The following is a 26,595-nucleotide window of genomic DNA, read 5'->3' on the forward strand; positions in this document are numbered from 1 at the left end:
GGTCGGTGGCGCCGGTGGTGGTTCCGCCGTCCGTGCCCGTGGCGGTGCCGAGTGCCAGGGCGGCGTCTGCGGCTACGGCGAGGTCGCTGGCGCCGGTGGTAGTTCCGCCGTCCGTGCCCGTGGCGGTGCCGAGTGCCAGGGCGGCGTCTGCGGCTACGGCGAGGTCGCTGGCGCCGGTGGTAGTTCCGCCGTCAACTCCAGTGGCTGTTCCCAGCCCCACCGAAGCATCCACTACGGCGGCGACGTCCGTTGCTTCGGACGGCGTTGGGTCACCCAGCAGGCCCAACGACGTCGTATCCGCGGACGCCGCCGCCGAGATCAGTGCGGAAGCGGAAAGGTCCGATCCGCTGGTAGTGTCCGCAGCATTTGCCGCGGTGCAGCCGAGGGCGAGGAGCCCGCCGGCGAAGAGGGTGCCAAGCAGCCCCCTGCAAAGGTTGGAACTCATGGTGTTTACTCCTGAGAAAGTTGAGGTTCAGGGCGCTTTTCAGCTGCCCAAATGACCGCGTGCTGCCGCAGAAGGCAGCGCGGACTCAACTAGTCAGGGGAAGAACCGGGGTCGAACGACACCGGTGCAGGAGCATGATCAGAGGCTTCGCCGGCAAGCTCAGAGCCGGCAAACGGCAGGGCGAAACCAAAAGTGCTCAGCCATGCTGCCGAGCCTGGCGAACTGCCCGTCGAACCGCCGCTTCCCGTGCCGGAACCCGGCACGGCTGGCGCCAGGGCAGGGCTGGACGAAGGATCGGTGTCAGCGGGCTGTTCACCGATAAGCGACGTCGCGGCCATCGGTGCCGCGGCACCAGCCAAGGCGAGTACCCCCCGCTCCACTTCGGGGTTGGCGGGTGCCTGTTGTCCCGCTACTTCGACGTCGACGGCATCCAGCGGCGCGGTTTCGTCGGGCTGGATTGTCTTGCCTGGCACCTCCACAGGCGCGGGCGAAGCCACGTCCGGCAGGTCCTCCGCGGGAACCACGAGGGGCAGCTCCGGAACCTCCACGGGGAGGGGAGCGGAGCCCGTAACCAGATCCGATACTGGCTGTAGAACCGGCTCCAGGACCGGCAGGGACTCCGCAACAGGCGGGACGACCGTCTCCACCAGTGCCGTGCTCGCACCATCTGCTACCTGGGCAATGGGCGTGGCAACAGCGGAAACCGTCCCGGACGGAACCACCTGGTTCACTACCGGAACGGCAGCAATCAGGTTGTCCGCAACGCCTGAGACGTCGCCGACAACCGGCTGGAGCAGGCCAGTGGATGGCGGTGCAGCGGGTGTGGCGGCCGGCGCTGCAGGCACGGCCGGGGCGATCTTCTCCGTCACCGACGTTACTGAACTGGTGACGCCCCCCAACAGGGAAGAAGTGTCCGGCAAGGTGTCTGCGGAGGCCTGCGTCGATGAGAAGGTCAGCCAGGAAAGGGCTGCGGCTCCGGCCAGGAGGACCGGCCGCAGGGCACGCCATGGTGAGCGTTCTTCACCCATGCGTACCACCCCCAGTACTGTTGCATTCGACGATGCCAATAGCCTAAAACGCAATATTGCCGAAAGTCCAGATTCCTCTACAACAAATCAACAGGAAATGAATATTGGCGCGCCGCCGCGGAAAGATTCCGTTTATTCCCGTCAAGTAATAGATGTGTGGGAGCGATCAAAGCGTTAAAAAACATTGGTACTTCCGTCCGGACGGATTTAGCGGCTGTCATTCGGGTAGCCGACTCCCAGCTGGGCGCGCACGCCGTCGAAAAGGCGCATTGTGTTGAGTGAATCCTCCAAGGGCATGACCGGGCTCTCCGTTATGCCCTGCTGGATGCACCTGGTGACTTCGCGGAGCTCATACGTGTAACCCTTGCCCACTACGTCGAAGGCCTCGGTCCGCCGGTGGTCCCGGCCGATGGCGACGGTCAGGTGGCGGGGATTGTTGATTGACCCGATGCTCTGCAAGAAGCCGAGGCTTCCTGCCACCGTCGCAGTGCGCGGGCCGTGGGAAAGCAGCGACGAGGTGAGCTGGACCTGGGCGCCGTGGTTGTATCCGAGCGTCAGGGCATTCTGCGAGTCCACGCCGTCGTCGTTTACGAAGCCCGTCGCACTGACGGTCTGGGGGAACCCGAGCGTACCGAGTGCCCACAGCAGCGGATACACCGTGATGTCGAGCAGCGCCCCGCCGCCGTCGTGGCGCGCCCAAAGGCGGGAGGTTGGAGAGTAGGGCGCCGGAAAGCCGAGGTCGGCGGACACCCAGTGGATGTCGCCCAGTTCACCCGACGCCGCAATTTCGAAGGCGCGCTGCATGCTGGGCAGGAAGCGGCTCCAGACGGCCTCCATCAGGAACAGCTTGCGGTCGCGGGCAACCTCGATCAGCTCCGCCGCTTCGCGCGCATTGATGGTGAACGCTTTTTCGCACAGGACATGCTTTCCGGCGTTGAGTGCCGCCAGGACGATCCGGTGGTGCTGGGCATGAGGCGTGGCCACATACACAACGTCTACGGCGTCATCGGCGAGCAGGTGCTGGTAGCCGTGCACACCGCCGTCGTCCCCGTACGCCTTGGCGACGCCGTACTCCGAAGCAAACCCGTCCGCCGTCGCCTGCGCGCGGGAGCTGACGGCGTAGAGTTCGGCGTCCGCCAGCAACGCGAGGTCCTGGGCTACCGACCTTGCGATTCCGCCTGTGGCAATGATTCCCCAACGGAGAGGTGTGCCGGTGGCTGAACGGGGATCTGTATCCGGCTGGCTGGACAACCACGGCGTGGCGATGAGGGCGGTCATCCAGCCATCCTGTCACAGGACCGGCTGCGGGGTCCGGGGATGGACCTGCTCCTCCGTCAGTTTGCCCTGCTGGAGCCGGAACCGGCGGTCGGTCTTGTTCGCCAGGGCCCGGTCGTGCGTGACCACAAGGATGGTGGTGTTGTGGTCGCGGCTTAGGGAGCTCAGGAGCGAGATGATGTGGTCGCCCGTCTGCTCATCGAGGTTCCCGGTCGGCTCGTCGGCGAGGATCAGTTTGGGCTCGTTGGCCAGGGCGCGGGCAATTGCCACGCGCTGCTGTTCGCCGCCGGAGAGCCGGTTGATCCGCCGGTCGTGTTTTTCGGTGACCAGTTGAACCTGCTCCAGCAGGTCCTTGGCGCGCTCCAGCCTGGCGGCTTTGCGCATCCCGGCGAATTCCATGGGCAGCATGACGTTGTCCACGGCTGACAGGTTGGGGATCAGGTTGAACTGTTGGAACACGAAGCCGATGACACGGCGCCGGTAATCGGTCAGCTTGCTGTCAGGCATCCCCGCCAGGCTGGCGCCATTCACGACGACGTCTCCGCTGGTGGGTTTGTCCAGCGCGCCCAGGAGGGACAACAGGGTGCTCTTGCCGCTGCCGCTCTTACCCACGATGGAAGCGAGGGTGCCCTGCCCGAGTTCGAAGCTGACGTCGTTGACGGGTTTGATGGTGCGGTCACCGGAGTTGAAGGTGCGGACCAGGTTCTTGACTTCAATCATGGCTATTCTCCTCGCAGGACTTCGATGGGACGGATGCGTGCGGTCAGCAGCGCGGGAACCAGCGCGCCGATGATGGCGACGCCGAATACGGCCGCGATGCCGGCCGCGATGACTCCGGGGGAGGCGCTGGCAGTGACGGAGGTCAGCAGCTGGGAAGCGCCACCGAACGGATTCCCGCCCGGGAAGCCAGCTCCGCCGCCGGCGACGCCGCCCGGCACACCGCGTCCTGCGGTGGGGGCCGCCGTCGTGGTGCTGTTGGTGCTGATCAGCGCGGAGGCGATGCCGCTGCTGGCAAAAGCGGCGATGACTGCGCCTGCGGCGCTGCCCAGCGCTGCCAACACCAGGGCTTCCAGGACGAACTGCAGGCCGATGGTCCGGTTGGGGGCCCCGATGGCTTTGAGCACTCCGATTTCGCGGCGGCGCTCCCGGACGAGCATGACCATGATGAGCAGGATGATCAGGCCGGCGGTGCCGAGGGCTGCCATGAACGCGATGAAGGAAATGTTCTTGACGCTGCCGAGGGAGCTGACGGCGGTCTCGAGGTTCTGGCCCTGGGTGACGTCAGCCGTGTCGGTGCCCAGCGCCTCCTGCAGGGCTGTCTTGGTGGACTCGACGTTCTCCAGGGAGTTCACGGTGACAATCATGCTGGACAGTTCGTCGGGGAGCCCGGCGAGGGCTTGCGCAGTAGGAAGCGTGATGTAAACGGCGTTGTTGCCGAAGGTTGTGCCGGCGTCGAACAATCCTGCGACCGTGTAGGTCTGGTCATTGATGGTAAAGCTCGATCCGACGGTCAGGCTGTTCTTCTCCGCCAGCGTGGTGCCCAGCAGGGCGCTGGTGGAGGCGGCCGCGTAGTCGCCGAGGCCCGTGCCTTCAGTGATGTTGAGTGCCTTGCCGGTGGTGTCGATCTCCGCACCGATACCGGTGGCGGTGATGGGTAACGACCGGACGGGCTGCGCGGACGTGGTGCCGGTGCTGCCGTTGGCCGCCTGGTTGCGGTTTCCGAGTGTGCCGGCATCAACGGCGGCGGTGAGGCTGGTGGTCAGGGTGGCTGCCGCCTGCCCGCCGGGACTGCCCTGCCCGCCCTGCCCGCCGGGACCGGTTTGGCCAGTGGCTGCCTGGGCGGCGGCCTCGGCGGCGTTCCGGAGCCGCAGTACGGAGGTTCCGACGACGGCGCTGACGTTGGGGACGGCAGCGGCTGTGGTTGCCTGCCCGGTGGTGAGGGGCTCGCCACCGCCCTCGAAGCCTTGGCCGCCGGCCGGGTTCACGGTCAGTACCGTGCCGACCGACGCGCTAAGCTCCTGCACTTTTGCGCCCACTGCCTGGTTCGCAACCAGCATGCACAGGGCCAGCCCAATGGCAACAGCCAGCACCGTTGCGACGGCGGCGGTTCGCACCTTATTTCTGAAAGCATTGCCTACACTCCGGGCAAGGACGCTCACGTTACTCCTATGGTTCAGGGGCCGGCGCGGGAGGCCGGCGTCGGATCCACCCTCGCCGGGCATGCTGTGCAGGAATCGGGCTGAACCTGTGTTTGGGCTGTGAAGAGCTTCCCCGGCACAGCAAGAAGCCCGGCTCCCTGGAAAGGGAACCGGGCTTCTTGCTTATGACTTAAGTGCTACTTGGTGATCGGGCCGAGGACCGGATCGTCCGTGTAGGCCGTCTTCACGTTATCGGCAGTGACGATCTGCGGTTCCAGCAGGTAGGCCGGGACAGTTTTGGTGCCGTTGTTGTAGGAGTTGGGGTCGTTGATCTCCAGTTCCTTGCCGGCCTGGAGGTCCTTCACCATGGTGATGGCGTGTTCAACCAGCTTGCGGGTGTCCTTGTTGATGGTGGAGTACTGCTCGCCCGCCATGATGGACTTGACCGACTCAACCTCGGAGTCCTGCCCGGTAACAACAGGAAGCGGCTTGCCGGCAGCCTTGACGGACGTCAGGACCGCGCGTGCCAGGGTGTCGTTGGGGGAGAGGACGCCGTCCAGCGACTCGCTGGTGTAGCTGCCGGTCAACAGGGTGTCGGCACGGCGCTGGGCGTTCTCTGCCTTCCAGCCCTGGGTGACAGCCTGTTCGAAGCTGGTCTGGCCGGAGACGACCTTGAGGGTGCCGTCGTCGATCTTGGGCTTCAGGACACTCATTGCGCCGTCGAAGAAGACCTTGGCGTTGGCGTCGTCGGGGGAACCGGCGAACAGCTCGATGTTGTACGGGCCGTTGGGCTTCTTGGCCTTGAGTCCGTCCAACAGTGCCTGGCCCTGCAGTTCGCCGACCTTGAAGTTGTCGTAAGCCACGTAGTAATCGACGTTCTCGGTGTTCAGCAGCAGCCGGTCATAGGCGATGACCGTGGCGCCGGCATCCTTGGCCTGCTTCAGCTGGGTGCCGAGCTGGGAGCCATCGATGGCTCCCACGATGATGACCTTGGCACCCTTGGTCACCATCGCGCTGATCTGGTTCTGCTGTTCTGATACGCCGCCGTTGGCGAACTGCACGTCGGGTTTGAAACCGGCGCCGCTGAGGCCGTCGTTGAACAGCTTCTCGGCGAGGACCCAGTTCTCACTGGTCTTCTGCGGGAGCGCGACGCCGATGGAGGAATTCTGTTCGAACCCGCCGGCACCTTCAGTTCCGCCGCCCGTGCTGGGCTCGGAGCGTCCGCAGCCCGTCAGCGCCAGTGCTGCCACTGCAGCGACAGCTGCGGCCTTTCCTGCTTTACCGAACATTCTCATTGTTGGTTCTCTTTCTTTGGGTGGTGAAACGGTGTTCAGGCTGCAAAGCTCAGGCTTCCCTGGCGATCGCTTCCTTGGTGGAGGTTGTTTCGTCGGGCTGGAGGGGGTTGCTGGGGCCACCGCCGGAGGGGCGGTTGAAGTTCCTGGTAAGCAACCCGATGATGGACTTCTTGCCCTGGCTCTTGTTGTAGACGTCGAACGCGACAGCGATGAGGAGGACAAGGCCCTTGATGATCTGGGTCAGGTCGGCGCCGACGCCAAGGAGCTGGAGGCCGTTGTTCAGGACGGCCATGACCAGGCCACCGATGATGGATCCGACCACGGTGCCGACGCCGCCGGTCACTGCCGCGCCGCCGATGAAGACGGCGGCGATGGCGTCAAGTTCCCAGCCGACGCCGTCGAAAGGACCTGAAGCGGTGGACCGGCCGACGAAGATCATGCCGGCCAGGCCGGCCAGGATGGACATGTTCATCATGACCAGGAAGTTGACCTTCTTGGACTGGACGCCGGACAGCTCGGCTGCGTGCCGGTTGCCACCCACGGCGTAGACATGGCGGCCAAGGATGGTGCGGGAGGAGATGAAGCCGTAGAGCAGGACCAGGACGGCGAGGATGAGGCCGGGGATGGGGAAGGAGGTGCCCGGGCGGCCGGTTGCGAACAGGTAGGTGGCGTAGAGGATGGCTCCGGCAATCAGGACCAGCTTCAGCGCGGTGACCCACATTTCCGGCACTTCCGCGCCCAGGGCCTTGGCCCGCGCACGGGAGCGGAGCTCGCCCCACACCACGAAGGCGGCGGCGGCGATGCCGAGAAGGAGGGTCAGGTTGTTGAAGCCGGTGTCTGGGCCAACCTCCGGAAGGTAGCCTGCGCCGAGGTACTGGAAATCATTGGGAACCGGGATGGTGTTCGACTTGCCGACGAACTGGTTGAAGCCGCGGAACAGGAGCATGCCGGCCAGCGTCACGATGAAGGCGGGAATTCCCACATACGCCGTCCACCAGCCTTGCCAGGCGCCGATCAGGGCACCCAGGAGCAGCCCGAGCAGGACGCCGGCGTACCAGGGGATGCCCCAGTCGCGGATGGCGAGGGCAACGGTGACGCCAACGAATGCCGCCACCGAACCGACGGAGAGGTCGATGTGCCCGGCAATGATGACCAGGACCATGCCGATGGCCAGGATCAGGATGTAGGAGTTGCCGTTGAAGAGGTTGATGACGTTGCCGGGCGTAAGGGTCCGGCCTTCGGTGGCGATCTGGAAGAAGATGATCAGTGCCACCAGGGCGAAGATCATGCCGAATTGGCGGCTGTTGCCGCCAAACAGCTTCTTGAGGGCGTTCATGGTGTTCAGTCCTTGTGTCCGGAAGGTTCTGGATGGTCCAGAGGGTCAGGCGGCTTTTCGTGCGGAGGTCATCAGCTTCATCAGGCTTTCCTGGCTGGCCTCCTCTTTGGTCAGGACACCGGTGATGGCGCCTTCGAAGATGGTGTAGATGCGGTCGGACAGGCCCAGGAGTTCGGGGAGCTCCGAGGAAATGACGATCACTCCCTTGCCCTGGTTGGCGAGCTGCTGGATGATTCCGTAGATCTCGTACTTGGCGCCCACATCGATACCGCGGGTAGGTTCGTCAAGGATCAGCAGGTCCGGATCGGTGAACATCCACTTGGCCAGGACTACCTTTTGCTGGTTGCCGCCGGAGAGCTTGGCAACGCCTTCCTCGACCGTCGGGGTCTTGGTGCGCAGCGACTTGCGGTACTGCTCAGCCACGGTGAATTCCTGGTTGCGGTCGACGACCGAATTGCGGCTGATCTTCCTGAGGTTTGCTGCCACGGTGGTGGTCTTGATGTCGTCCAGCAGGTTCAAGCCCAGCGACTTGCGGTCCTCGGTCACGTAGCCAAGCCCGGCGTCGATTGCTTGCCGGACGTTCTTGAGGACCACCTCCTTGCCGTCCTTATATATGTGCCCGTTGATGAAGCGGCCGTAGGAGCGGCCGAAGACCGAGCGTGCCAGTTCAGTGCGGCCGGCCCCCATGAGGCCGGCGAACCCGACGATTTCGCCGCGGCGGACGAAGAAGCTGGAGTTTTTGCACACCAGCCGGTCCTGGACGTTGGGGTGTCCCACGGTCCAGTCCTTGACCTCGAAAAACACCTCGCCGATCTTGGGGGTGTGGTCCGGGAACCGGGATTCCAGCGTCCTGCCCACCATGCCCTTGATAATCCGGTCCTCGTCCACGCCGTCGGCTTTGACGTTCAGGGTTTCGATCGATTTGCCGTCGCGGATGATGGTGATGGAATCGGCGATCTGCTCAATCTCGTTCAGCTTGTGGGAAATGATGATGGACGTGATGCCTTTGGCTTTCAGGCCCAGCATCAGGTCCAGCAGGTGCTGGGAGTCTGATTCGTTGAGGGCCGCGGTGGGTTCGTCCAGGATCAGGATCTTGACCGACTTGTTCAGGGCTTTGGCGATTTCCACCAGCTGCTGCTTGCCGACGCCGATTTCCTTGATGGGGGTGTCGGGATCCTCTCGGAGTCCCACGCGGGCCAGCAGGTCCAGGGAGCGCAGCCGGGCCTCGGACCAGTCGATGACACCGCGCTTGGTGGGTTCGTTGCCCAGGAAGATGTTTTCCATGATGGACAGTTCCGGGATCAGCGCGAGTTCCTGGTGGATGATCACGATGCCGGCGTGTTCGCTGGCCCGGATGTCCCGGAACTGCTGGACCTGTCCCTGGTAGACGATGTCGCCGTCGTAGCTTCCGTGCGGGTAGACACCGGACAGGACCTTCATCAGCGTGGACTTGCCGGCCCCGTTCTCGCCGCAGATTGCGTGGATTTCACCCGCCTTCACCCGCAGGTTCACATCCGACAAAGCTTTTACGCCGGGGAATTCTTTCGTGATGGAGCGCATCTCCAGGATGATCGGCTCCGCTTGCGTGGCCTGGGACGTCATGTGCCCTAACCCTCCAATGCAATGACTTCTTTGTCCGGCCGGCAAAGCGCAGGGCCGTCTGGGGAAAAGTAAACTAGCTCACACCGATTGTCGTCAAGTCTTTAACGCAATTGGGGGATAACGAAACGGTCTAGGTCTTACGGATTCCGGCGTGCTGGAAGACCAGGGCGGCAGCGCCGAGCGCCTCTGCGCGGTCCCCGAGCGAAGACATGGTGAGTGTGGTGGTCTCGCCGATGACGGGGACCGCGTGCCGGACGAGGCCGCGCCGGATGGGCTCGAGCAGGATGTCACCCAGCCCCGCCAGCGGGCCTCCCACGACGATGACTTCCGGGTTGATCAGGTTCGCCACGTTCCCCAGCGCCCGGCCCACGGAAAGGCCTGCGTCGTCGACCACGCGCAAGGTGGCGGGGTCCCTGTTCAGGGCCTTCCGAACGATGTCCGCCGGTGTCAGCGGCCGGTCCTCGCCCCGGCTGAGGAGTTCGATCATGGTGGTTGTGGAGGCGATGGTTTCCAGGCAGCCGCGGTTCCCGCAGCGGCATACCAGCCCCTGCTCGTGGATGGTTGCGTGGCCGATCTCGCCGGTGATTCCAACGTTTCCGTAGTAGGGGGCGCCGTTGAGGATGAGCCCGGCGCCGATGCCCGAACCGATCTTCAGGAACAGTAGGTTGCTGACCCCGGTGTGCTGACCCCACGTCACCTCCGACCAGGCACCCAGGTTGGCGTCGTTGTCAATGAACACGGGGATTTCCAAGGTCTCTTCAAGGTGCTGCAGGATGTTGATCCCCACCCATTCAGGAAGGATGGCGCCCTGAGCGACCGTGCCGGTGCGGCGGTCTATGGGCCCCGGAATCCCGACGCCGGCGCCCACTACGGCCGACCGGTCAATGCCGCTTTCCAGCAGCAGTTTTTCCAGCAGTGCCACCGCCGCCTGGATCCCTTCCTCGGCCTGGTGGCCCAGTGGCAGCATCACGGATTCCTCCGCGATGACGTGGTAGCTGAGGGAGGCCAGGACCACGCGGAGATGGCGCCTGCCGAAGTCAATGCCGACGGCGACCGCGCCGTTGCTGTTGAGCCGGACATTGAGGGCCCGGCGGCCTGAGCTGGTAATCGGTTCCGTGGACGCGAGCCCGGAATCCAGCATGATCTTGACGATGTTGGACACTGTCGCCGTGGACAGGCCCGTCTGCCGGGCGAGCTCCGCCTGCGTGGATGGGCCGCCCATCAGGCTCTCGATGATCCGTTGCTGGTTGAGCTGCCGCAGGGCGGATTGTGAGCCCGGATTTTTGGGCTTGCTCCTCGTTGAGCGCGGGGTTGCGGACATGCTAAGAACATTGCCCTATCGTCCGTATTGGAGTCAAGAAGTTAACGCAAGGGCGGTACGCGAGTAATCCATGCTGACCAGGACGATTCGACCGGGGCTGCCCGTTTCCCGGTGCAAATGGCCCGCTCCCGCCATGCACTTCATGGCTAGGCTGAGGTGAAGAGGCCCGGATGGCGGCCATTCCAAAGATGGAAGGTGATACAGGTGCTGTTGGCGCTCCTGCAGGCAAATTCTGCGGTCCTTGATGTGGAGGCGAATTGCGCCGCCCTTGAGGAAGCGGCCCGGGAGGCAGCGGCAGCGGGGGCGGCCGTGCTGGTCACCCCTGAGCTCTTCCCGGTCGGCTATGCGCCCCGCGTCGTCCGGGCGCAGCTGGACCCGGCGCTTCTTCCCGGGCTCCGGGACAGGCTCGCGGGGATCGCGCGACGCCACGGGATCGGACTGGTATACAGCCTTCCCAGGGTGACTGCCGGAGGCTGGCAGATCAGTGCGACGCTGCTGGACCATGTCGGGATCCCGTTGCTCGAGTACGGCAAAGTCCACCTGTTTGGCCCGGACGAGCGCGCCGCCTTTGTCCCGGCCGGGGAGAGGCCCGCCGTCGTGGACTTCCTGGGACTGCAAACATCCATAGTGATCTGCTATGACGTCGAATTCCCGGAGGCGGTGCGCGCCGCGGCCACCGGCGGGGCGGAACTGCTCCTGGTTCCCACTGCGCTGGCCCACGGGTTCGACGACGTCCCACAGGTTCTTCTGCGGGCGCGGGCACTTGAGAGCCAGCTGACCATCGCCTATGCCAACCACTCCGGGGTGGAGGACGGCTGCAGGTTCCTTGGCGGCAGCGTCATCGCCGGGCCGGACGGCAAGCTGCTGGCAGCCGCCGGTGACGGCCCGCAGTTGCTCCTCGCCGAGGTGGACCCGGATGCGGCCCGCCGTGAGCGGTCGATCGTGCCGTACCTTGAGGAACGGCGTCCGGACCTTTACCGCGCCTGGGACGTCCAGGCTCCCTGAAGCTCCTTGTCCGATAGCGGGGCGGCGGCGCCGGCGAACTGCAGGGCAATCCAGAGCTCAGCCCGGGTCGACGCCGCTGCGAGGTCCAATCCCAGCAGTTCCGCCAGCGCATTGACCTGCCGCCGGACGCTGTTCCGGTGGAGTCCGAGGTCCTTGGCAGTCGCGTCCCAGTTGCCGTTGGCGGCGAGCCACGACCGCAGAACCTGGAGCTGGGCATCCCGGCGCTCAGGTTCGAGCGCCAGGACCGGCGCCAGCAGGCGGGCAGCCAGCATGGTGCCCGCCTCGCTGCCGAGAAGCCCGGTGACGGACCACGTCACTTCTTCCTCCCGGACCGTCGTGCCGCTGCCCTGCACCCGCGGGCGCAGGGCCGAGGCGCTCCGGTAGGCCGCAGCCAGTCCGGGCAGTTCGGTGGGCCGGCCCACCACGAGCCGCCAGCCCAACTGTTCCACCTCCGCCAGCAGCTGGTCATCCACCTTCAGCCGCGTTACAGCCGCGAAGCCGTACCCGGTGAGCTCCACCATCTTTGTGTCGAACAGCCGGCGCCACTGGAGCAGGCCGCGCACGGGTCCGTCACCGGCGGCCGTTCCTTCCGGCCGGATCCCGAGGACAACACGGACCTGGCCGGTCCGCGTGCCGGCAACGCTTTGGGCCAGCAGGTCACGCAGCGTGTTCAGTTCGCCGGCCTTTCCGCCTGCCAGGCTCTCCGGGTGCAGCAGCAGTGCTGTGGCCAGCTGGCTTGGGGCCAGAGATCCGCTGGTGCGTTGGCGGACCAGGAGTTCCAGCAGTCCCACCACCGAGGAAACCATACTGTTCTGGGCCGGCGTCAATGGTCTGTCCGCGCCCAGCACCAGCCCGCCCAGTGTCGCGTCGCGGCTGCTCCGCAACGGATGGCCGAAGACCAGGGCGGAGCCGGGTGTGTCGAAGCCGTCGGTTTCCAAACGCGGGCCGCTGCCGGCGAGGAGCCTCCTGACCAGTGGCTGGAGGGCAGAAAGGTCGACGGCGGCGCCCGCCCGGGCGCGCGCCTTGCCGTCGGCGCCCACCAGCACAGCCCAGGCGGGGACACGCTGGGTGAGTGCCGCCAGCAGTTCGTGCTCCGGCCGGGCCGACAGGACGGCCCGCATCAGATGCCGGTTGGTCTCGGCCAGCTGCCGGAACACCCGGGCGTTGCCGGATTCCAGGAGCTTGGAAAACTCGAGGCCCAGTGCGGCGAAGGGGATGCTGGCGGGTACCTCCACCAGGGTAAGTCCGTGGATCCGGCAGGCGGACACCAGCTCATCCGGTACCGCAGTGAAATAGGGCTCCAGGCCGAACCCCAATGCCGCGACCCCCGCCTTCACGAGCCGGCGGACGTAATCGTCGGCAACAGCCGCCGTGCCGGTTCCGCTGCCACCAGAGGCCGCGGCGTCATGGTCCGGGCCGCCGCCACTGCGGAAGGGCAAACCCGCAGTCAGCACAAACTCACCATCCAGCAGGTATGGAGTGGGGTCCTCCAGTTCGCTCGGTTCCACCCACCGGAGCGGCACGCTGCCGTTCCCGGCGTCGTGAAGCATGCTTACTCCGGCGGGCAGCGATGCCAGGAACCCGCCGAGCGTCACAGCGTCCAGCTCTGCAGGCTGCACGCCTCCGCCGTCGACGTGCTCTGGTGCAATGCGTCTCATGACTGAAGACTATAGGTCACTTTGCACATCTTGAGATGCCGCTCACACACCTACGCTGGGTGAGGGGAAACCAGTCCAACCACCCACCGACATGAACGGACGTCAACGATGACTGTGCCAACACTTTCCGGCGAGGCGGCCAGCCGCCGCGCAGGCCGGCCGACCCTCGGCGCGCAACTGCTCCGCCGCAAGCCAATCGCCCAGATGGTCGGCGAAGCGGAGACAGGCCAGGGCGGACCACGATTGGTCCGGAGCTTCGGTGTCCTGCAGCTGACCATGATTTCCGTCGGCGCGACCCTGGGCACCGGCATCCTGGTGATCCTGGGGGAGTCCGTTCCGCTGGCCGGGCCGGCCATCTGGATCTCCTTCGCCATCGCGGGCCTTGCCGCGCTGCTGTCTGCCGTTTCGTACGCGGAAATGGCGGGGCTGGTGCCGGTGGCAGGGTCCAGCTACTCCTACACCTACGCCACCATGGGTGAGGGCATGGCCTGGATCTGCGGCTGGTGCCTGGTCCTGGAGTATGCGGTGTCCGTGGCGGCTGTTGCCGTGGGAGCCGGCCAATACGTTAACGAGACACTGGCGGTGTTTGGCTCCGTGCTGCCCGACGCTTTCTCCCAGCCACCGGGTGACGGCGGCGTGGTCAACATCCCCGCCATGGTCATCGTGGTGCTGGCCACCATCCTCCTGGTGCGCGGTGCCAGGGAAAGCGCCTGGATCAACACGTCCATTGTGGTGGTCAAGGTCGGGATCCTGGTGTTCTTTTGCGCCGTGGCGTTTACCGCCTTCAACGCCGGCAACTTCGAGCCGCTGCTTCCAATGGGCGCCGCCGGAGTCTCCGCTGCAGCCTCCCGGGTCTTCTTCTCCTACATCGGCTTCGACGCAGCCTCCACCGCCGGAGAGGAAGCCCGCAACCCGAAGCGGGACCTGCCGCGCGCCATCATGCTTTCCATGCTGATCGTCACCACCATCTACGTCCTCGTGGCCGTGGCCGCCATCGGCGCCCGCCCCTGGGGCTGGTTCGACGGGACCGAGGCGGCACTGGTGAAAATCCTCGAAGAAACCACGGGGCAGCCCTGGATCGCGCTGGTCTTCGCGGTCGGCGCTGTACTGGCCATCGCCAGCATCGTCCTGACCGTCCTCTACGGCCAGACCCGCATCCTGCTGTCCATGTCCCGGGACGGCCTCATCCCTGCAATCTTCGGCCGCGTCTCCCGCCGGACCGGAACCCCTGTTGCCGGGACCCTCCTGGTCGGCACCGCCGTCGCCCTGACCGCCGGGCTGGTGCCGCTGGGCGCGCTCGCGGATGCCACGAGCATCGGCACCCTGTTTGCGTTCGCACTGGTGAACGTTGCGGTGATCTACCTCCGCCGCTCCCGGCCCGAACTGGAACGGACGTTCCGGGTGCCGCTGTTCCCGCTCACCCCAATCCTGGGTGCGCTGATGTGCGGCTACCTCATGTACAACCTCGGCGCCGACACCTGGGTGACTTTCGCCGCCTGGATGCTGGTGGGCCTCGCTGCCTACTTCGGCTATGGCCGCCGCAATTCCCGGGTGGCGGCGCTCGGCAACGAGGAATACCTTGAATTGTCGGCCCGGTCCGTCACGCCCCAGGCTGCGAAGTCCTGACCGCGCGCAACTTCCGCAACACCGCCCGAACCAACCACTAAGGCAGACACTCCATGACCATCGCCACCGAACTTCCGGCCTCGGACCCGTCCAGCACTTCGACGCTGGCGGAGAAGGCTCCACGGCGCCCGGAGGAGCAGACGGCTCCCATCACCATGCTCAACCCGGACTTTCCGTTCAGCTACGACCACTACCTGGCCCATCCAGGCGGACTGGGGTCCGTTCCGGAGCACATGCTGGGCACTGAGGTTGCCGTCATTGGTGCGGGACTGTCCGGCCTGGTCACAGCCTATGAACTGATGAAACTGGGGTTGCGGCCTGTTGTGTACGAAGCTGACCGGATCGGCGGCCGCCTCCGCACCGCGGCTTTCCCTGCTGCGCCCGGCGTGGTGGCTGACCTGGGCGGCATGCGGTTCCCCGTTTCCGGCAAGGCCTTCTACCACTACGTCGACTTGCTCGGGCTGGAGACCCAGGACTTTCCCAACCCCCTGGCCGAGGCCACGTCCAGCACGGTGATCGAACTCGCCGGCCAAAAGCATTACGCGGAGAAGCCCACCGACCTTCCACCGTTCTTCCGTGAAGTCGCCGACGCCTGGAAGGCGGCGGTCAACGACGGCGCCAGGTTCGGCGAGATGCAGGACGCGATCCGGGCCCGGGACACCGCCCGGATTAAGGAGCTCTGGAACGAGCTGCTGCCGCTCATGGACGAGCAGACTTTCTACGGCTTCATCGCCGCCAGCGAGTCCTTCAAAAAGGCTGGCTTCGCCCACCGGGAGGCGTTCGGCCAGGTGGGCTTCGGCACCGGCGGGTGGGACACCGACTTCCCGAACTCCATCCTGGAGATCCTCCGGGTGGTCTACACGGATGCGGACGACCAGCACCGCCTCATCCGCGGGGGAGCGCAACGGCTGCCCGAGGCACTGTGGCAGCACGCGCCGTCGGACATAAAACACTGGCCGGAGGGCACCTCGCTGGCGTCGCTGCACGCCGGCTCGCCGCGCGGCGCCGTGGGGAAGATCAGCCGGGACCCGGACGGCAACCTGCGCGTCCGGGAACGGTGGGGCCGCGAGGCCAGCTACCCGGCCGTCGTCACCACGTGCCAGTCCTGGCTGTTGTCCACCCGGATCCACACCGAGGAAGCGCTGTTCCCCGCGGAGCTCTGGACCGCCATGGAGAAATCGCACTACATGCAGTCCTCCAAGACGTTCGTCATGGTGGACCGGCCGTTCTGGAAGGACATTGACCCCGAAACCGGCCACGAGGTTTTGTCCATGACCCTGACTGACAGGCTGAACCGGGCAACGTACCTGCTGGACAACGGCCCCGACCAGCCCGCCGTCATCCTGCTGTCCTACACCTGGAACGACGACGCCCTGAAGTGGCTCGCCCTCGACGCCGACGAACGGGTGGAACTCATGCTGCATTCGCTGGAGCAGATTTACCCGGGCGTGGATATCGCCAGCCACATCGTGGGCCAGCCCATCACCGTGTCCTGGGAGGCGGACCCCAACTTCATGGGCGCCTTCAAGGCCAACCTGCCCGGCCACTACCGCTACCAGCAGCGGCTGTTCACGCACTTTAAGCAGGACAGGCTGCCCGAGTCCCAGCGTGGCATCTTCCTGGCCGGCGACGACGTCTCCTTCACCGCCGGGTGGGCCGAAGGGGCTGTCACCACAGGGTTGAATGCCGTGTGGGGCGTGGTCAACCACCTCGGCGGCACATCCGCCCCCGGCAATCCAGGCCCCGGCGACCTGCTGGACGAGTACGGTCCGGTCAGTCTGGACTAGGCGTGCAGCTCGCGGTGTTGCGCCGCGAGCTCCACGTACCGCGCCGCGTTGGCGCGCACGCCGTCGTACTCCTCATCGGTGAGCTGGCGGCGGACCTTGGCCGGTACGCCCGCCACGAGCGAGCGGGGCGGCACAACGGTTCCTTCGAGGACAACGGCGCCGGCGGCCACGAGCGAGCCGGCGCCGATCACCGCGCCGTTGAGGATGGTGGCGCCCATGCCCACCAGGCAGTCGTCCTCCACCGTGCAGCCGTGTACGACTGCGGCGTGCCCCACGCTCACGCGTTCGCCCACCGTGCAGGGGAAGCCGGGGTCGGCGTGCAGCACCACGTTGTCCTGCAGGTTGCTGCCCGCGCCGACGGTGATGGCCGCGGTGTCGGCCCGGACCGAGACGCCGTAGAAGGCGCTCGATTCCGGCCCGAGAGTGGCGTTGCCGATGACCGATGCGGTCGGGGCGATGAATGCTGATTCGTGGACTGCCGGGGTGCTGCCGGCAAAGGGGTACAGGGGTGCCATGGCAACACCCTAAGCCACCCCTGCACCCGGCGGCCTGGGTGCCGCTATGTGACCGGCGGTGCTTGCGGTGCTGGCGGGGTGCGGAGGACCAGGAACTGGTAGTGCTGGGTCCAGGCGCCGCGCCCCGGACCGGACTCGTCGCCGGTGCCCTCCGGCCAGGTGCGGAAGTGCTCCACCTCCCCGTGTGCGCCGAAGATCCTCCGGACCGCGGCGTCGCTGCGCCTGCTGAAGAAGCGGCGCGGCTCGTCGTCGTCCTCCGGATTCAGCACCTCTTCGTCCGGGCCGGACCAGAGCCCGACGGCGACCGGCGCCCTCGGAGCGCACACCCGTACCAGCTCATTAACGACGCCGTGGATCCGGCTGTTGGGCACGTGCAGCAGGGTGCTCATGGTCCAGGCCGCCGTAAACGAGCCGCCAGGGAACGGGAGGTTCCGCCCGCTGGCCACGCTGGCGTCCAGTCCTTTTGCGCGGGCCAGGCGCACGCTCTCGCCTGACAGGTCCACGCCGCAGTAGTGCAGCCCGGCACGGACGAACGCGAGGCCCTCGTCGCCGGTGCCGCAACCGAGTTCCAACACCGAGTGCCGGTGTTCATCCTTCAGCAGCCGGATAAACCAGTCGAGGCATTCGACGCGGTGGCGCGTGTGGGACCGGATGTTCGGCAGCGCTGCGTGCCGGTCGTAGAACAAGGCGAGATCCGCCTCGTGGTCCAGCGGATCAGGGTTGCCGTGCATGGCTTCACCCTAAGCCACCCCCGCACCCAACTGAGTAGCAGTAGTTGTCGTTTTGGGGACCCAAAACGACAACTACTGCTGTTTAGTTGAAGACCACTGTGCGGTTGCCGTCCAGCAGCACCCGGTGCTCGGCGTGCCACTGCACGGCCTGGACCAGCGTGCGGCCTTCCACGTCGCGGCCCATCTGCACGAACTGTTCAGGTGTGCGGGCGTGGTCGACGCGGATGACCTCCTGCTCGATGATCGGCCCCTCGTCCAGGGCAGCGGTGACGTAGTGCGCGGTGGCACCGATGAGCTTGACGCCCCGGGCATGGGCCTGGTGGTAGGGCTTGGCGCCCTTGAAGGAGGGCAGGAACGAGTGGTGGATATTGATGGCCTTGCCCGTCAGTTCGGTGCAGAGTTCATCCGACAGGATCTGCATGTACCGGGCGAGGACCGTCAGTTCGATATCGTGCTCGGCAATCAGGGCGCGCAGCTTGTCCTCGGCCTGCGCCTTGGTGTCTTTGGTCACGGGGATGTAGTGGAACGGGATGCCGTAGAACTCGGCGAGGCCCGCGAGGTCCTGGTGGTTCGACACGATGGCGGGGATCTCGATGGGAAGCGTCCCGGAGCGCTGCTGGAACAGCAGGTCGTTGAGGCAGTGGGCGGAGGTGCTGGCCATGACCAGGGTCCGTACTTTCTGGCCAACTGCGTGCAGGCCCCACTGCATCGAGAATGCTTCGGCAACGGGCTCCAGGGCGGCACGCAGGCTTGCCGCGGATGCAGCGGTGTCCACCTCAACACGCATAAAGAAGTTTCCGGTGGCGGGGCTGCCGTACTGCTGGGAATCGGTGATGTTGCAGCCTGACTCCAGCAGGGCGCCGGCCACCGCGTGGACGATTCCGGGGCGGTCCGGGCAGGACAGGGTTACTACATAGGCTCGGTTCAGCTGCTCTTCACTCACGCGTAATAGCCTACCCGCGCGGAAGGGGCCGGTTTTGGTAGGCTGGATGGGTCGCAACTGGCGTTGGGTGGCTAACCACCAGGGAGCGGCAATCACGAAGACCACGGATCGTACGCCTGGGCCGAGGGTCATGTTTTGCCGGAAGTGGAGCTGCGCAGCGTCAGTGCTGCGATTCCATGGCCGCGCTTTCGTCCCCGTTCATCAAGGCGGTACGAAGACGCGCCAGCCGGTAGCCTGACCTAAGCAGTGCCCGTCCCTAGCCAGGAGTTCTCCGTGACTACTACAGCCACAACAACAGACGTCAGCAACCAGCCGCTGGCCGAGCTCGACCCCGAAATCGCCGCAGTCCTGGACCAGGAGCTTGGCCGCCAGCGCGGCACCCTGGAAATGATTGCTTCCGAAAACTTCGCCCCCCGCGCCGTCATGGAAGCCCAGGGCTCCGTCCTCACCAACAAGTACGCCGAGGGCTACCCGGGCCGCCGCTACTACGGCGGCTGCGAATACGTCGACGTTGCCGAGCAGCTGGCCATCGACCGGGTGAAGGCACTGTTCGGCGCCGAGTTCGCCAACGTCCAGCCTCATTCCGGCGCGCAGGCGAACGCCGCCGCGCTGTCCGCAATGATCACCCCCGGCGACAAGATCCTGGGCCTGTCCCTGGCCCACGGCGGCCACCTGACCCACGGCATGAAGCTGAACTTCTCCGGCAAGCTCTATGAAGTGGCTGCCTACCAGGTCGAGGAAGACACCTTCCGCGTGGACATGGACAAGCTCCGCGAGCAGGCCATCAAGGAGAAGCCGCAGGTCATCATCGCCGGCTGGTCCGCCTACCCGCGCCACCTCGACTTCGCCGCGTTCCGCTCCATCGCCGATGAAGTCGGCGCGCTGCTCTGGACCGACATGGCGCACTTCGCCGGCCTGGTCGCCGCCGGACTGCACCCGAGCCCGGTGCCGCACTCCGACGTCGTCACCTCCACCGTGCACAAGACGCTCGCGGGCCCCCGCTCGGGCGTGATCCTGGCCAAGGAACAGTGGGCCAAGAAGCTGAACTCCAACGTGTTCCCGGGCCAGCAGGGCGGTCCGCTGATGCACGTCATCGCCGCCAAGGCCGTGGCCTTCAAGATCGCCGGCACCCAGGAATTCAAGGAGCGGCAGGAGCGCGTCCTGGAGGGCGCCCGCATCATCGCCGACCGCCTGAACCAGTCCGACGTTGCCGAGGCTGGCGTCTCCGTCCTCACCGGCGGCACCGATGTCCACCTGGTCCTCGTTGACCTGCGCAATTCCACGCTGGACGGCCAGCAGGCCGAAGACCTCCTGCACTCGGTGGGCATCACCGTCAACCGCAACGCCGTGCCGTTCGACCCCCGCCCGCCGATGGTCACCTCCGGCCTGCGGATCGGCACCCCGGCCCTGGCCACCCGCGGCTTCGGCGCCAACGAATTCACCGAGGTCGCCGAGATCATCGCCACCGCCCTCAAGGCAGGCACCGGCGCCGACGTCGAGGCCCTGCAGGCCCGCGTGGACAAGCTGGCAGCGGACTTCCCGCTCTACCCGCAGCACGAGCAGTGGTGACCGATGGCTGAAACCACCACCGCACAGATCCTCGACGGCAAGGCTACCGCCGCTGCCATCAAAGCCGAGCTGACCGAACGCGTGGCCGCACTCAAGGCCAAGGGCGTCACTCCCGGCATCGCCACTGTGCTCGTGGGCGCGGACCCTGCCTCGCAGCTGTACGTGTCCATGAAGCACAAGCAGTCTGTGCAGATCGGGATGAACTCGATCCAGCGCGAGCTTCCGGCGGACGCCACCCAGGAGCAGGTGGAGGCCCTCATTGACGAACTCAATGCGGACCCTGCCTGCCACGGGTACATCGTGCAGCTGCCGTTGCCCAAGCACCTGGACACGGACGCCATCCTGGAGCGCATCGACCCCGCCAAGGATGCCGACGGCCTGCACCCGACCAACCTGGGCCGGCTGGTGCTGAACGTCAACAACAAGATCACCACGCCCCTGCCGTGCACCCCGCGCGGGGTCATCGAGCTGCTGGAACGCAACGGGTACAGCCTGTCCGGCAAGCACGTTGTGGTGGTCGGCCGCGGCGTCACGATCGGGCGCTCGATCGGCCTGCTGCTCACCCGGCGTGAGGTCAACGCCACGGTGACCCTGACCCACACCGGCACGACCAACCTGTCGGAGCTGCTCCGGCAGGCCGACGTGATCGTTGGTGCGGCCGGCGTCAAGCACATCGTCAAGGCTGCTGACGTGAAGCCGGGCGCGGCGCTGCTGGACGTCGGGGTCACCCGCGAAACGGATCCGGAGACGGGCAAGAGCCGCGTCTACGGTGACATCGATCCCGCAGCCGCGGAGGTGGCCGGCTGGATATCGCCGAACCCCGGCGGCGTAGGACCCATGACCGTCGCGCTGCTGATGACCAACGTGGTCGAGGCTGCGGAACGCCAGGCAGGCATCGCCTAGGCGGTACCGCACAGCACGACGGCGGCGCGGCACCTTTCACAGGAATGGTGCCGCGCCGCCGTCGTCCGTTAATGCCCGGAACCGGAAGTGCCCTTCCACCTGCCCGGCAGCTCCACTAGTCTGCGAAGGGTGCACAACAAAGCCTTCCTGCCGTCCGGGCCCTGGACGGGCAGCCAGCCGCCGGGCGGTGCCGTCATCTCAGCCGAAAACCTGACCAAGAAGTACGGCGACGTGGCGGCCGTGGACGGCATCTCGTTCTCTGTTCCCGCGGGGGAATCCTTTGGACTGCTGGGCCCCAATGGCGCCGGCAAGTCCACCACGATGAAGATGATCGGCGGCGTCACCGGCCGCACCTCGGGCAGCCTCAGCATCATGGGCCTGGACCCGGATTCGCACGGTCCGGAAGTGCGCGCGCACCTTGGCGTTGTGCCGCAGCAGGACAACCTTGACGAGGAACTGCGCGTCCGGGACAACCTGCTGGTCTATGGCCGCTACTTCGGCCTGCCGATGAGCTACCTGCAGCCAAAGGCGGACGAGCTGCTTGAGTTCGCGCAGCTTGCGGACAAGGCCAAGGCCAAGGTGGACGCGCTCTCCGGCGGCATGAAGCGGCGGCTCACCATCGCCCGCTCCCTCATTAATGAGCCCCGCATCCTGCTGCTGGACGAACCCACCACCGGGCTGGACCCGCAGGCCCGGCACATCCTTTGGGACCGGCTGTTCCGGCTCAAGGAACAGGGCGTCACCCTGATCCTGACCACCCACTACATGGACGAGGCCGAACAGCTGTGCGACCGGCTCGTGGTGGTGGACAAAGGCAGGATCATGGCAGAAGGATCCCCGGCGCAGCTGATCCGCGCGCACTCCACCCGGGAGGTGGTGGAGCTGCGGTTCGGCTCGGAACGGAACGCCACCATCGGGGCGGAGCTCGGCGGTATCGGCGAACGGCTTGAGGTCCTGCCGGACCGTGTGCTGATCTACGCGGACGACGGCGAGGCCGCGCTTGAGCAGGTAGCGTCCCGCGGCCTGCGGCCGCTGACTTCGCTGGTGCGCCGGTCGTCGCTGGAGGACGTCTTCCTGCGGCTGACCGGGCGGAGCCTCATTGACTGATGAGGGGTTGACTGACGAGGGGCTGGCTGACGAGCGGGGCGTGCGCCCGCGGACGCTGCGGGCGCACAGTCCCCGGGTGGCAGCGGCGAAAGCCCGGCGCTGGGGAGCCTTCTACTACGCCGAGCAGGTGCTCCGCGTCATGAAGAACTACCGCTGGTCCATGCTGATGTACAGCGTCGGCCAGCCGGTGGCATACCTTTTCGCCATGGGGGTCGGGTTGGCCACCCTGGTTGATGCCCAGGGCGCCGCGGCGTTCGGCGGAGTCAGCTACCTCACGTTCATTGCCCCGGCATTGTTGGTGTCCGCGGCGGTGATGACGGCCGCCAACGAGTTCACGTTCCCGGTGATGGCCGGGTTCAAGTGGCGCCGCACCTACTTCGGCCCGCACGCCTCCCCGCTGGCGCCGGCGCAGATCGCAGCCGGGCACATCATGGCCGTAACGCTGCGGCTGTTCCTGCAGTCGGCCATCTACTTGGCAGCGGTGACGTTGTTTGGGGCTTCCCCGCACGGGTCGGCGTGGCTTAGCATCCTGGTGGCCACCCTGGCCGGGCTGTCCTTCGGGCTCCCGCTGATGGCATACTCCGCATCACTCACCGAGGACAAGGGGCAGTTCGCGCTGGTCATGCGGCTGGTGGTGATGCCGCTGTTCCTGTTCTCCGGAACGTTCTTCCCGCTGGACACCCTGCCGCCTGCCGTCCGCTGGATCGGCTGGATCTCGCCCATCTGGCACGGCACCGAGCTGGGCCGGGTGGTCAGCTACGGCTACCGCGAACCGGTACTGCTGACCCTGGTGCACGTCGCGGTCCTGGCGGGCCTCGCCGTAGCCGGCTGGGTGCTCACCAGGCGCCGGTTCGAGAAGAGGATGGGGCAATGAGCGTTGGCAGCCCGGACCGCTCAGCCGCCGCGGAAGCTGCACGCGGGAGGTCTTTCGGCCCCCTGTATTCACGCAACGCCCGTGCAGTGGTTTCCCGGGGGCTGATGGCCACCCGGAGCAGCAACTGGCTGGTGATGCTGTCCGGGTTCTTCGAGCCGGTCCTTTTCCTGGTGTCCATGGGTGTTGGCCTCGGGGCGATTGTGGGCACGGTTGAAGGGCCTGGCGGCGGGGAGATCAGCTACGCCGCGTATATTGCCCCCGCCCTGCTGGCCGTATCCGCGATGAACGGGGCAGTGTACGACTCCACCTGGAATGTCTTTTTCAAGATGCACTTCGCCAAGCTGTACCAGGGGATGCTGTACACCTCGCTGGGCCCGCTGGACGTTGCCCTGGGGGAGATCTTCCTCGCCCTGCTGCGTGGCATGCTCTACGCCACGGGATTTACCGCTGTGATGGGTCTAATGGGACTGGTCAGTTCGCCGTGGGCGCTCCTGATGGTTCCCGCCTCGGTGCTCATCGCGTTCGGGTTCGCCAGCATGGGTATGGGGATCACCAGCTTCCTGAAGACCTTCCAGCAGATGGACTGGATCAACTTCATCCTGCTGCCGATGTTCCTGTTCAGCGCTACGTTCTATCCGCTCAGCGTGTATCCGGAACCCATCCAGTGGTTCATCCAGGCCATGCCGCTGTGGCACGGAGTGGAACTGCTGCGACAGATCAGCGTGGGCACATTCACAGCCGCCACCCCGGTCCACATCGGCTACTACCTGGCGATGACCGCCGTCGGGATGCTCCTGACAACCCTCCGCCTGCGGAGCCTGTTCCTGAAGTAGCCCCCAACTAGGTCGCAGTAGTTGTCGTTTTGGGCCCTCAAAACGACAACTACTGCGACTCAGTTGGGAGAGGGGGCGGTATGTTCGCCGGGGGTGGAAGGGGACCGGAGCATACTCCGGCGTTTGAGAGAATGGAACCATGCAATCTCTGGGCAGCTCCAAGTCATCCTCCAAACCCGCCGGCGGATTTTCCATGTTCCGCATCAGCGGTCCCGGCCTGATGGTCCTGGTGACGGCATTCGTGGTCGCCGTCATCTTCGCGGCCAACCAGAACGACGTCGTGGGCTGGGTTGTTGCCGTCATCGCCGCCTTCTGGCTTGCACTCGCCTGCTTTGTGGTCTTCAGCATCCAGAAAGCCGCCAAAAAGGCCGGCGCGAAACTGACCGAAGCCCAGAACGCCTTCGCTGCCGGCCGCGCGCCGTCGTCGGCTGCTGACCACGGCGGAACCCGCGTGGTGTCCGAACGCAGCGAGGCCGACGAGGTCCGGGACCTCAAGCTGGACCACTCGTTCAAGATCGTCCAGGTCCAGGTCCGCGTGGTCGAAGACGAACGCGCCAAGGGAGCGGCAGCCAACCAGGACACCATCAACCGTGCCCTCGAAACCATCGAGATCACAGCCACCAACGCGCGGGACATGATCAAGTCCTCCGGAGGCAGCGGGGAGCCGGTCACCGGCACCATCATCGACTAGAGTGGAGCGGGTGAGCCCGGCATTGAAGAAAGACCACCTTCGCATCGCATCCGTCAACGTCAACGGCCTGAGGGCTGCCTACAAAAACGGAATGGCTGCCTGGCTGGAGCCGCGCGACGTTGACATCCTCTGCCTCCAGGAAGTCCGGGCCCCCGACGCGATCGTGCGCGAACTGCTGGGGGAAGGCTGGCACATCCTGCATGCCGAGGCGGAAGCCAAAGGCCGTGCCGGCGTGGCCATCGCCTCCCGGGAAGAGCCGCTCGCCACCCGGAACGGCATAGGGGATGACTACTTCGCCACCGCCGGACGCTGGGTTGAAGCCGACTTCCGCGTCAGCAACGCCGCAGGGGAGCGGGTGCAGTTGACCGTGGCCAGCGCCTACGTCCACTCCGGCGAGGTGGATACCCCCAAGCAGGTGGACAAGTACCGTTTCCTTGACGCCATGCACATCCGCCTGCCCGAGCTGGCCAAGCACAGCGACCACGCCCTGGTGGTGGGTGACCTCAACGTGGCCCACACACCCCGGGACATCCGCAACTGGAAGGGCAACCTCAAGAAGGCCGGCTTCCTGCCCGAGGAACGGGCCTACTTCGATGGGTTTTTCGGCGAAGACATTGGCTGGCACGACGTCCACCGCACCATGTCCGGGGACGTGGACGGGCCCTACACCTGGTGGTCCTGGCGCGGCAAAGCCTTCGACAACGACGCCGGCTGGCGCATTGACTACCACCTGGCAACGCCGGAACTCGCGTCCTCGGCGATCTCGGCCGTTGTGGACCGTGCCGCCACGTACGACACCCGCTTCTCCGACCACGCACCGCTGGTCGTCGATTACAAGCTCTAAGCCCGCAGCACCGAAAGTTACCCTCCCATGACTAGCCAGAACGCCACCGCCAAAAAGCGCATCCTCTCCGGCGCCAAGCCCACTGCCGACTCGCTGCACCTGGGCAACTACATCGGCGCCGTCCGCAATTGGGTGGACATGCAGGCGGAGTACGACGCCGTCTTCTTTATCCCGGACCTGCACGCCATCACCGTGGACTTCGATCCGACGGAGCTGGCCAGGCGTACCCGGATTGTCGCCGCCCAGTACATCGCGGCGGGCATCGACCCGGACAAGAGCATCTTCTTTGTCCAGTCCCACGTACCCGAGCATGCCCAGCTTGCGTGGGCATTGAACTGCATCACCGGCTTCGGCGAAGCGTCCCGGATGACCCAGTTCAAGGACAAGACCCAGAAGTCCGGCGCGGACGCCGCCACCCTGGGCCTGTTCGCCTACCCCACCCTGATGGCGGCGGATATCCTGCTGTACCAGACTGACCTGGTGCCGGTGGGCGAGGACCAGCGCCAGCACCTGGAGCTGACCCGCAACCTGGCCCAGCGGTTCAACACCAGGTTCGGTGCCACCTTCACCGTTCCGGAGGCGACCATCGTCAAGGAAAGCGCAAAGATCTACGACCTCCAGAACCCCAGCGCCAAGATGTCCAAGACCGGCGAATCGCCGAACGGGGCCATCCAGCTGCTGGAAGACCCCAAGATCGCCGCGAAGCGCATCAAGTCGGCGGTCACCGATGCCGGCACGGATATCAGGTTCGATCCGGAAGAGAAGCCGGGTGTGTCCAACCTGCTGACCATCTACTCATCGCTGACCGGCAAGTCAGTGGCGGAGCTGGAAGCCGAGTACCAGGGCAAGATGTACGGCCACCTGAAGGTTGACCTCGCCGAGGTGGTGGTCGAGTTCGTCACCCCGCTGCGGAACCGGACCAACGAGCTGATGGCTGACCCCGCCGAGCTTGACCGGCTCCTGGCGTCAGGAGCAGAACGCGCCCGCGGGATCGCCTCGGTCACCCTGGGCCAGGTGTACGAGCGCATGGGCTTCCTGCCGTCCCTCAGCCTCGCTGGAGTCCGCTAGC

General features: G+C 65.9%; 23 protein-coding genes, 1 pseudogene and 1 riboswitch. Of the genes and pseudogenes, 11 read left to right on the forward strand and 13 right to left on the reverse strand.

Annotated elements, in window-relative coordinates; genetic code table 11:
- From ACYQ1Z_RS14635 to ACYQ1Z_RS14675, 9 genes and pseudogenes are all read right to left on the reverse strand, one after another.
- Nucleotides 1–445: pseudogene (locus ACYQ1Z_RS14635) on the reverse strand (hypothetical protein); the annotation flags it as partial.
- A gap of 89 nt (nt 446–534) precedes the next feature.
- A complete protein-coding gene (locus ACYQ1Z_RS14640; protein WP_459793274.1) occupies nt 535–1,473 on the reverse strand; it encodes a hypothetical protein in 939 nt (312 codons plus the stop codon).
- A gap of 207 nt (nt 1,474–1,680) precedes the next feature.
- A complete protein-coding gene (locus ACYQ1Z_RS14645) occupies nt 1,681–2,751 on the reverse strand; it encodes a Gfo/Idh/MocA family protein (protein ID WP_459793275.1) in 1,071 nt (356 codons plus the stop codon).
- A gap of 12 nt (nt 2,752–2,763) precedes the next feature.
- The gene (locus tag ACYQ1Z_RS14650; protein ID WP_459793276.1) at nt 2,764–3,468 is read right to left on the reverse strand and encodes an ABC transporter ATP-binding protein; all 705 of its coding nucleotides are present in this window, start codon (nt 3,466–3,468) and stop codon (nt 2,764–2,766) included.
- A gap of 2 nt (nt 3,469–3,470) precedes the next feature.
- Nucleotides 3,471–4,907, reverse strand: a complete 1,437-nt coding sequence (locus ACYQ1Z_RS14655) for an ABC transporter permease (RefSeq protein WP_459793277.1) — start codon at nt 4,905–4,907, stop codon at nt 3,471–3,473.
- Nucleotides 4,908–5,083: 176 nt separating this feature from the next.
- Nucleotides 5,084–6,181: a substrate-binding domain-containing protein gene (locus ACYQ1Z_RS14660; RefSeq protein ID WP_459793279.1), complete on the reverse strand. Its 1,098-nt coding sequence runs from the start codon at nt 6,179–6,181 to the stop codon at nt 5,084–5,086.
- Nucleotides 6,182–6,230: 49 nt separating this feature from the next.
- Nucleotides 6,231–7,517, reverse strand: a complete 1,287-nt coding sequence (gene mmsB, locus ACYQ1Z_RS14665; RefSeq protein ID WP_459793280.1) for a multiple monosaccharide ABC transporter permease — start codon at nt 7,515–7,517, stop codon at nt 6,231–6,233.
- A 45-nt stretch (nt 7,518–7,562) separates the two neighbouring features.
- On the reverse strand, nt 7,563–9,119 hold the full coding sequence (gene mmsA, locus ACYQ1Z_RS14670) for a multiple monosaccharide ABC transporter ATP-binding protein (protein WP_459793281.1): 1,557 nt from the start codon (nt 9,117–9,119) through the stop codon (nt 7,563–7,565).
- A 130-nt stretch (nt 9,120–9,249) separates the two neighbouring features.
- Nucleotides 9,250–10,440 carry an ROK family transcriptional regulator gene (locus ACYQ1Z_RS14675; RefSeq protein WP_459793282.1) on the reverse strand — a complete coding sequence of 397 codons (1,191 nt, stop codon included), beginning with the start codon at nt 10,438–10,440 and terminating at the stop codon, nt 9,250–9,252.
- Nucleotides 10,441–10,644: 204 nt separating this feature from the next.
- Between ACYQ1Z_RS14675 and ACYQ1Z_RS14680 the strand changes: the two genes are divergently transcribed.
- Nucleotides 10,645–11,445, forward strand: a complete 801-nt coding sequence (locus ACYQ1Z_RS14680) for a nitrilase-related carbon-nitrogen hydrolase (protein WP_459793284.1) — start codon at nt 10,645–10,647, stop codon at nt 11,443–11,445.
- On the opposite strand, the gene ACYQ1Z_RS14685 is transcribed toward ACYQ1Z_RS14680, so the two are convergent.
- Nucleotides 11,415–13,103 (reverse strand): PucR family transcriptional regulator, encoded by a 1,689-nt coding sequence (locus ACYQ1Z_RS14685; protein ID WP_459793285.1) that lies wholly within the window; start codon nt 13,101–13,103, stop codon nt 11,415–11,417. The two genes, ACYQ1Z_RS14680 and ACYQ1Z_RS14685, sit on opposite strands and share 31 nt — an antisense overlap.
- Before the next feature lie 108 nt (nt 13,104–13,211).
- Here ACYQ1Z_RS14685 and ACYQ1Z_RS14690 point away from each other — a divergent pair, with 108 nt between their 5' ends.
- Both ACYQ1Z_RS14690 and ACYQ1Z_RS14695 read left to right on the forward strand, forming a co-directional pair.
- Nucleotides 13,212–14,729, forward strand: coding sequence for an amino acid permease (locus ACYQ1Z_RS14690; RefSeq protein WP_459793286.1), 1,518 nt, complete (start codon nt 13,212–13,214; stop codon nt 14,727–14,729).
- Nucleotides 14,730–14,782: 53 nt separating this feature from the next.
- Nucleotides 14,783–16,516 carry a flavin monoamine oxidase family protein gene (locus ACYQ1Z_RS14695; RefSeq protein ID WP_459793288.1) on the forward strand — a complete coding sequence of 578 codons (1,734 nt, stop codon included), beginning with the start codon at nt 14,783–14,785 and terminating at the stop codon, nt 16,514–16,516.
- Here ACYQ1Z_RS14695 and ACYQ1Z_RS14700 read toward each other — a convergent pair.
- From ACYQ1Z_RS14700 to purU, 3 genes are all read right to left on the reverse strand, one after another.
- A complete protein-coding gene (locus ACYQ1Z_RS14700; RefSeq protein WP_459793289.1) occupies nt 16,513–17,031 on the reverse strand; it encodes a gamma carbonic anhydrase family protein in 519 nt (172 codons plus the stop codon). The genes ACYQ1Z_RS14695 and ACYQ1Z_RS14700 overlap by 4 nt on opposite strands.
- Nucleotides 17,032–17,075: 44 nt before the next feature.
- Complete coding sequence (locus tag ACYQ1Z_RS14705) at nt 17,076–17,762, reverse strand: class I SAM-dependent methyltransferase (RefSeq protein WP_459793290.1); 687 nt, start codon at nt 17,760–17,762, stop codon at nt 17,076–17,078.
- 82 nt (nt 17,763–17,844) lie between these two features.
- Nucleotides 17,845–18,705: a formyltetrahydrofolate deformylase gene (gene purU / locus ACYQ1Z_RS14710; RefSeq protein WP_459793291.1), complete on the reverse strand. Its 861-nt coding sequence runs from the start codon at nt 18,703–18,705 to the stop codon at nt 17,845–17,847.
- Between the two features lie 43 nt (nt 18,706–18,748).
- A riboswitch (ZMP/ZTP riboswitch) is annotated at nt 18,749–18,834 on the forward strand.
- A gap of 144 nt (nt 18,835–18,978) precedes the next feature.
- Between purU and glyA the strand changes: the two genes are divergently transcribed.
- The 8 genes from glyA to trpS all read left to right on the forward strand — a co-directional run bounded on the left by glyA (nt 18,979) and on the right by trpS (nt 26,594).
- Nucleotides 18,979–20,274 (forward strand): serine hydroxymethyltransferase, encoded by a 1,296-nt coding sequence (gene glyA / locus ACYQ1Z_RS14715; protein ID WP_459793292.1) that lies wholly within the window; start codon nt 18,979–18,981, stop codon nt 20,272–20,274.
- A 3-nt stretch (nt 20,275–20,277) separates the two neighbouring features.
- Nucleotides 20,278–21,177, forward strand: coding sequence for a bifunctional methylenetetrahydrofolate dehydrogenase/methenyltetrahydrofolate cyclohydrolase (locus ACYQ1Z_RS14720; protein ID WP_459793293.1), 900 nt, complete (start codon nt 20,278–20,280; stop codon nt 21,175–21,177).
- A gap of 147 nt (nt 21,178–21,324) precedes the next feature.
- Nucleotides 21,325–22,284 carry an ABC transporter ATP-binding protein gene (locus tag ACYQ1Z_RS14725; protein WP_459793326.1) on the forward strand — a complete coding sequence of 320 codons (960 nt, stop codon included), beginning with the start codon at nt 21,325–21,327 and terminating at the stop codon, nt 22,282–22,284.
- A gap of 7 nt (nt 22,285–22,291) precedes the next feature.
- Entirely contained in the window at nt 22,292–23,158 is an 867-nt protein-coding gene (locus ACYQ1Z_RS14730) for an ABC transporter permease (protein WP_459793294.1), read from the forward strand.
- Nucleotides 23,155–23,991 (forward strand): ABC transporter permease, encoded by an 837-nt coding sequence (locus ACYQ1Z_RS14735; RefSeq protein ID WP_459793295.1) that lies wholly within the window; start codon nt 23,155–23,157, stop codon nt 23,989–23,991. The genes ACYQ1Z_RS14730 and ACYQ1Z_RS14735 overlap by 4 nt, the downstream gene beginning before the upstream one ends.
- 139 nt (nt 23,992–24,130) lie before the next feature.
- Nucleotides 24,131–24,682, forward strand: coding sequence for a hypothetical protein (locus tag ACYQ1Z_RS14740; RefSeq protein WP_459793296.1), 552 nt, complete (start codon nt 24,131–24,133; stop codon nt 24,680–24,682).
- Nucleotides 24,683–24,692: 10 nt separating this feature from the next.
- Nucleotides 24,693–25,526, forward strand: coding sequence for an exodeoxyribonuclease III (locus tag ACYQ1Z_RS14745; RefSeq protein ID WP_459793297.1), 834 nt, complete (start codon nt 24,693–24,695; stop codon nt 25,524–25,526).
- 27 nt (nt 25,527–25,553) lie between these two features.
- On the forward strand, nt 25,554–26,594 hold the full coding sequence (trpS, locus tag ACYQ1Z_RS14750; RefSeq protein WP_459793298.1) for a tryptophan--tRNA ligase: 1,041 nt from the start codon (nt 25,554–25,556) through the stop codon (nt 26,592–26,594).
- The last annotated feature ends 1 nt before the right edge of the window (nt 26,595 follow it).

This window comes from Arthrobacter sp. AD-310, from assembly GCF_054656615.1.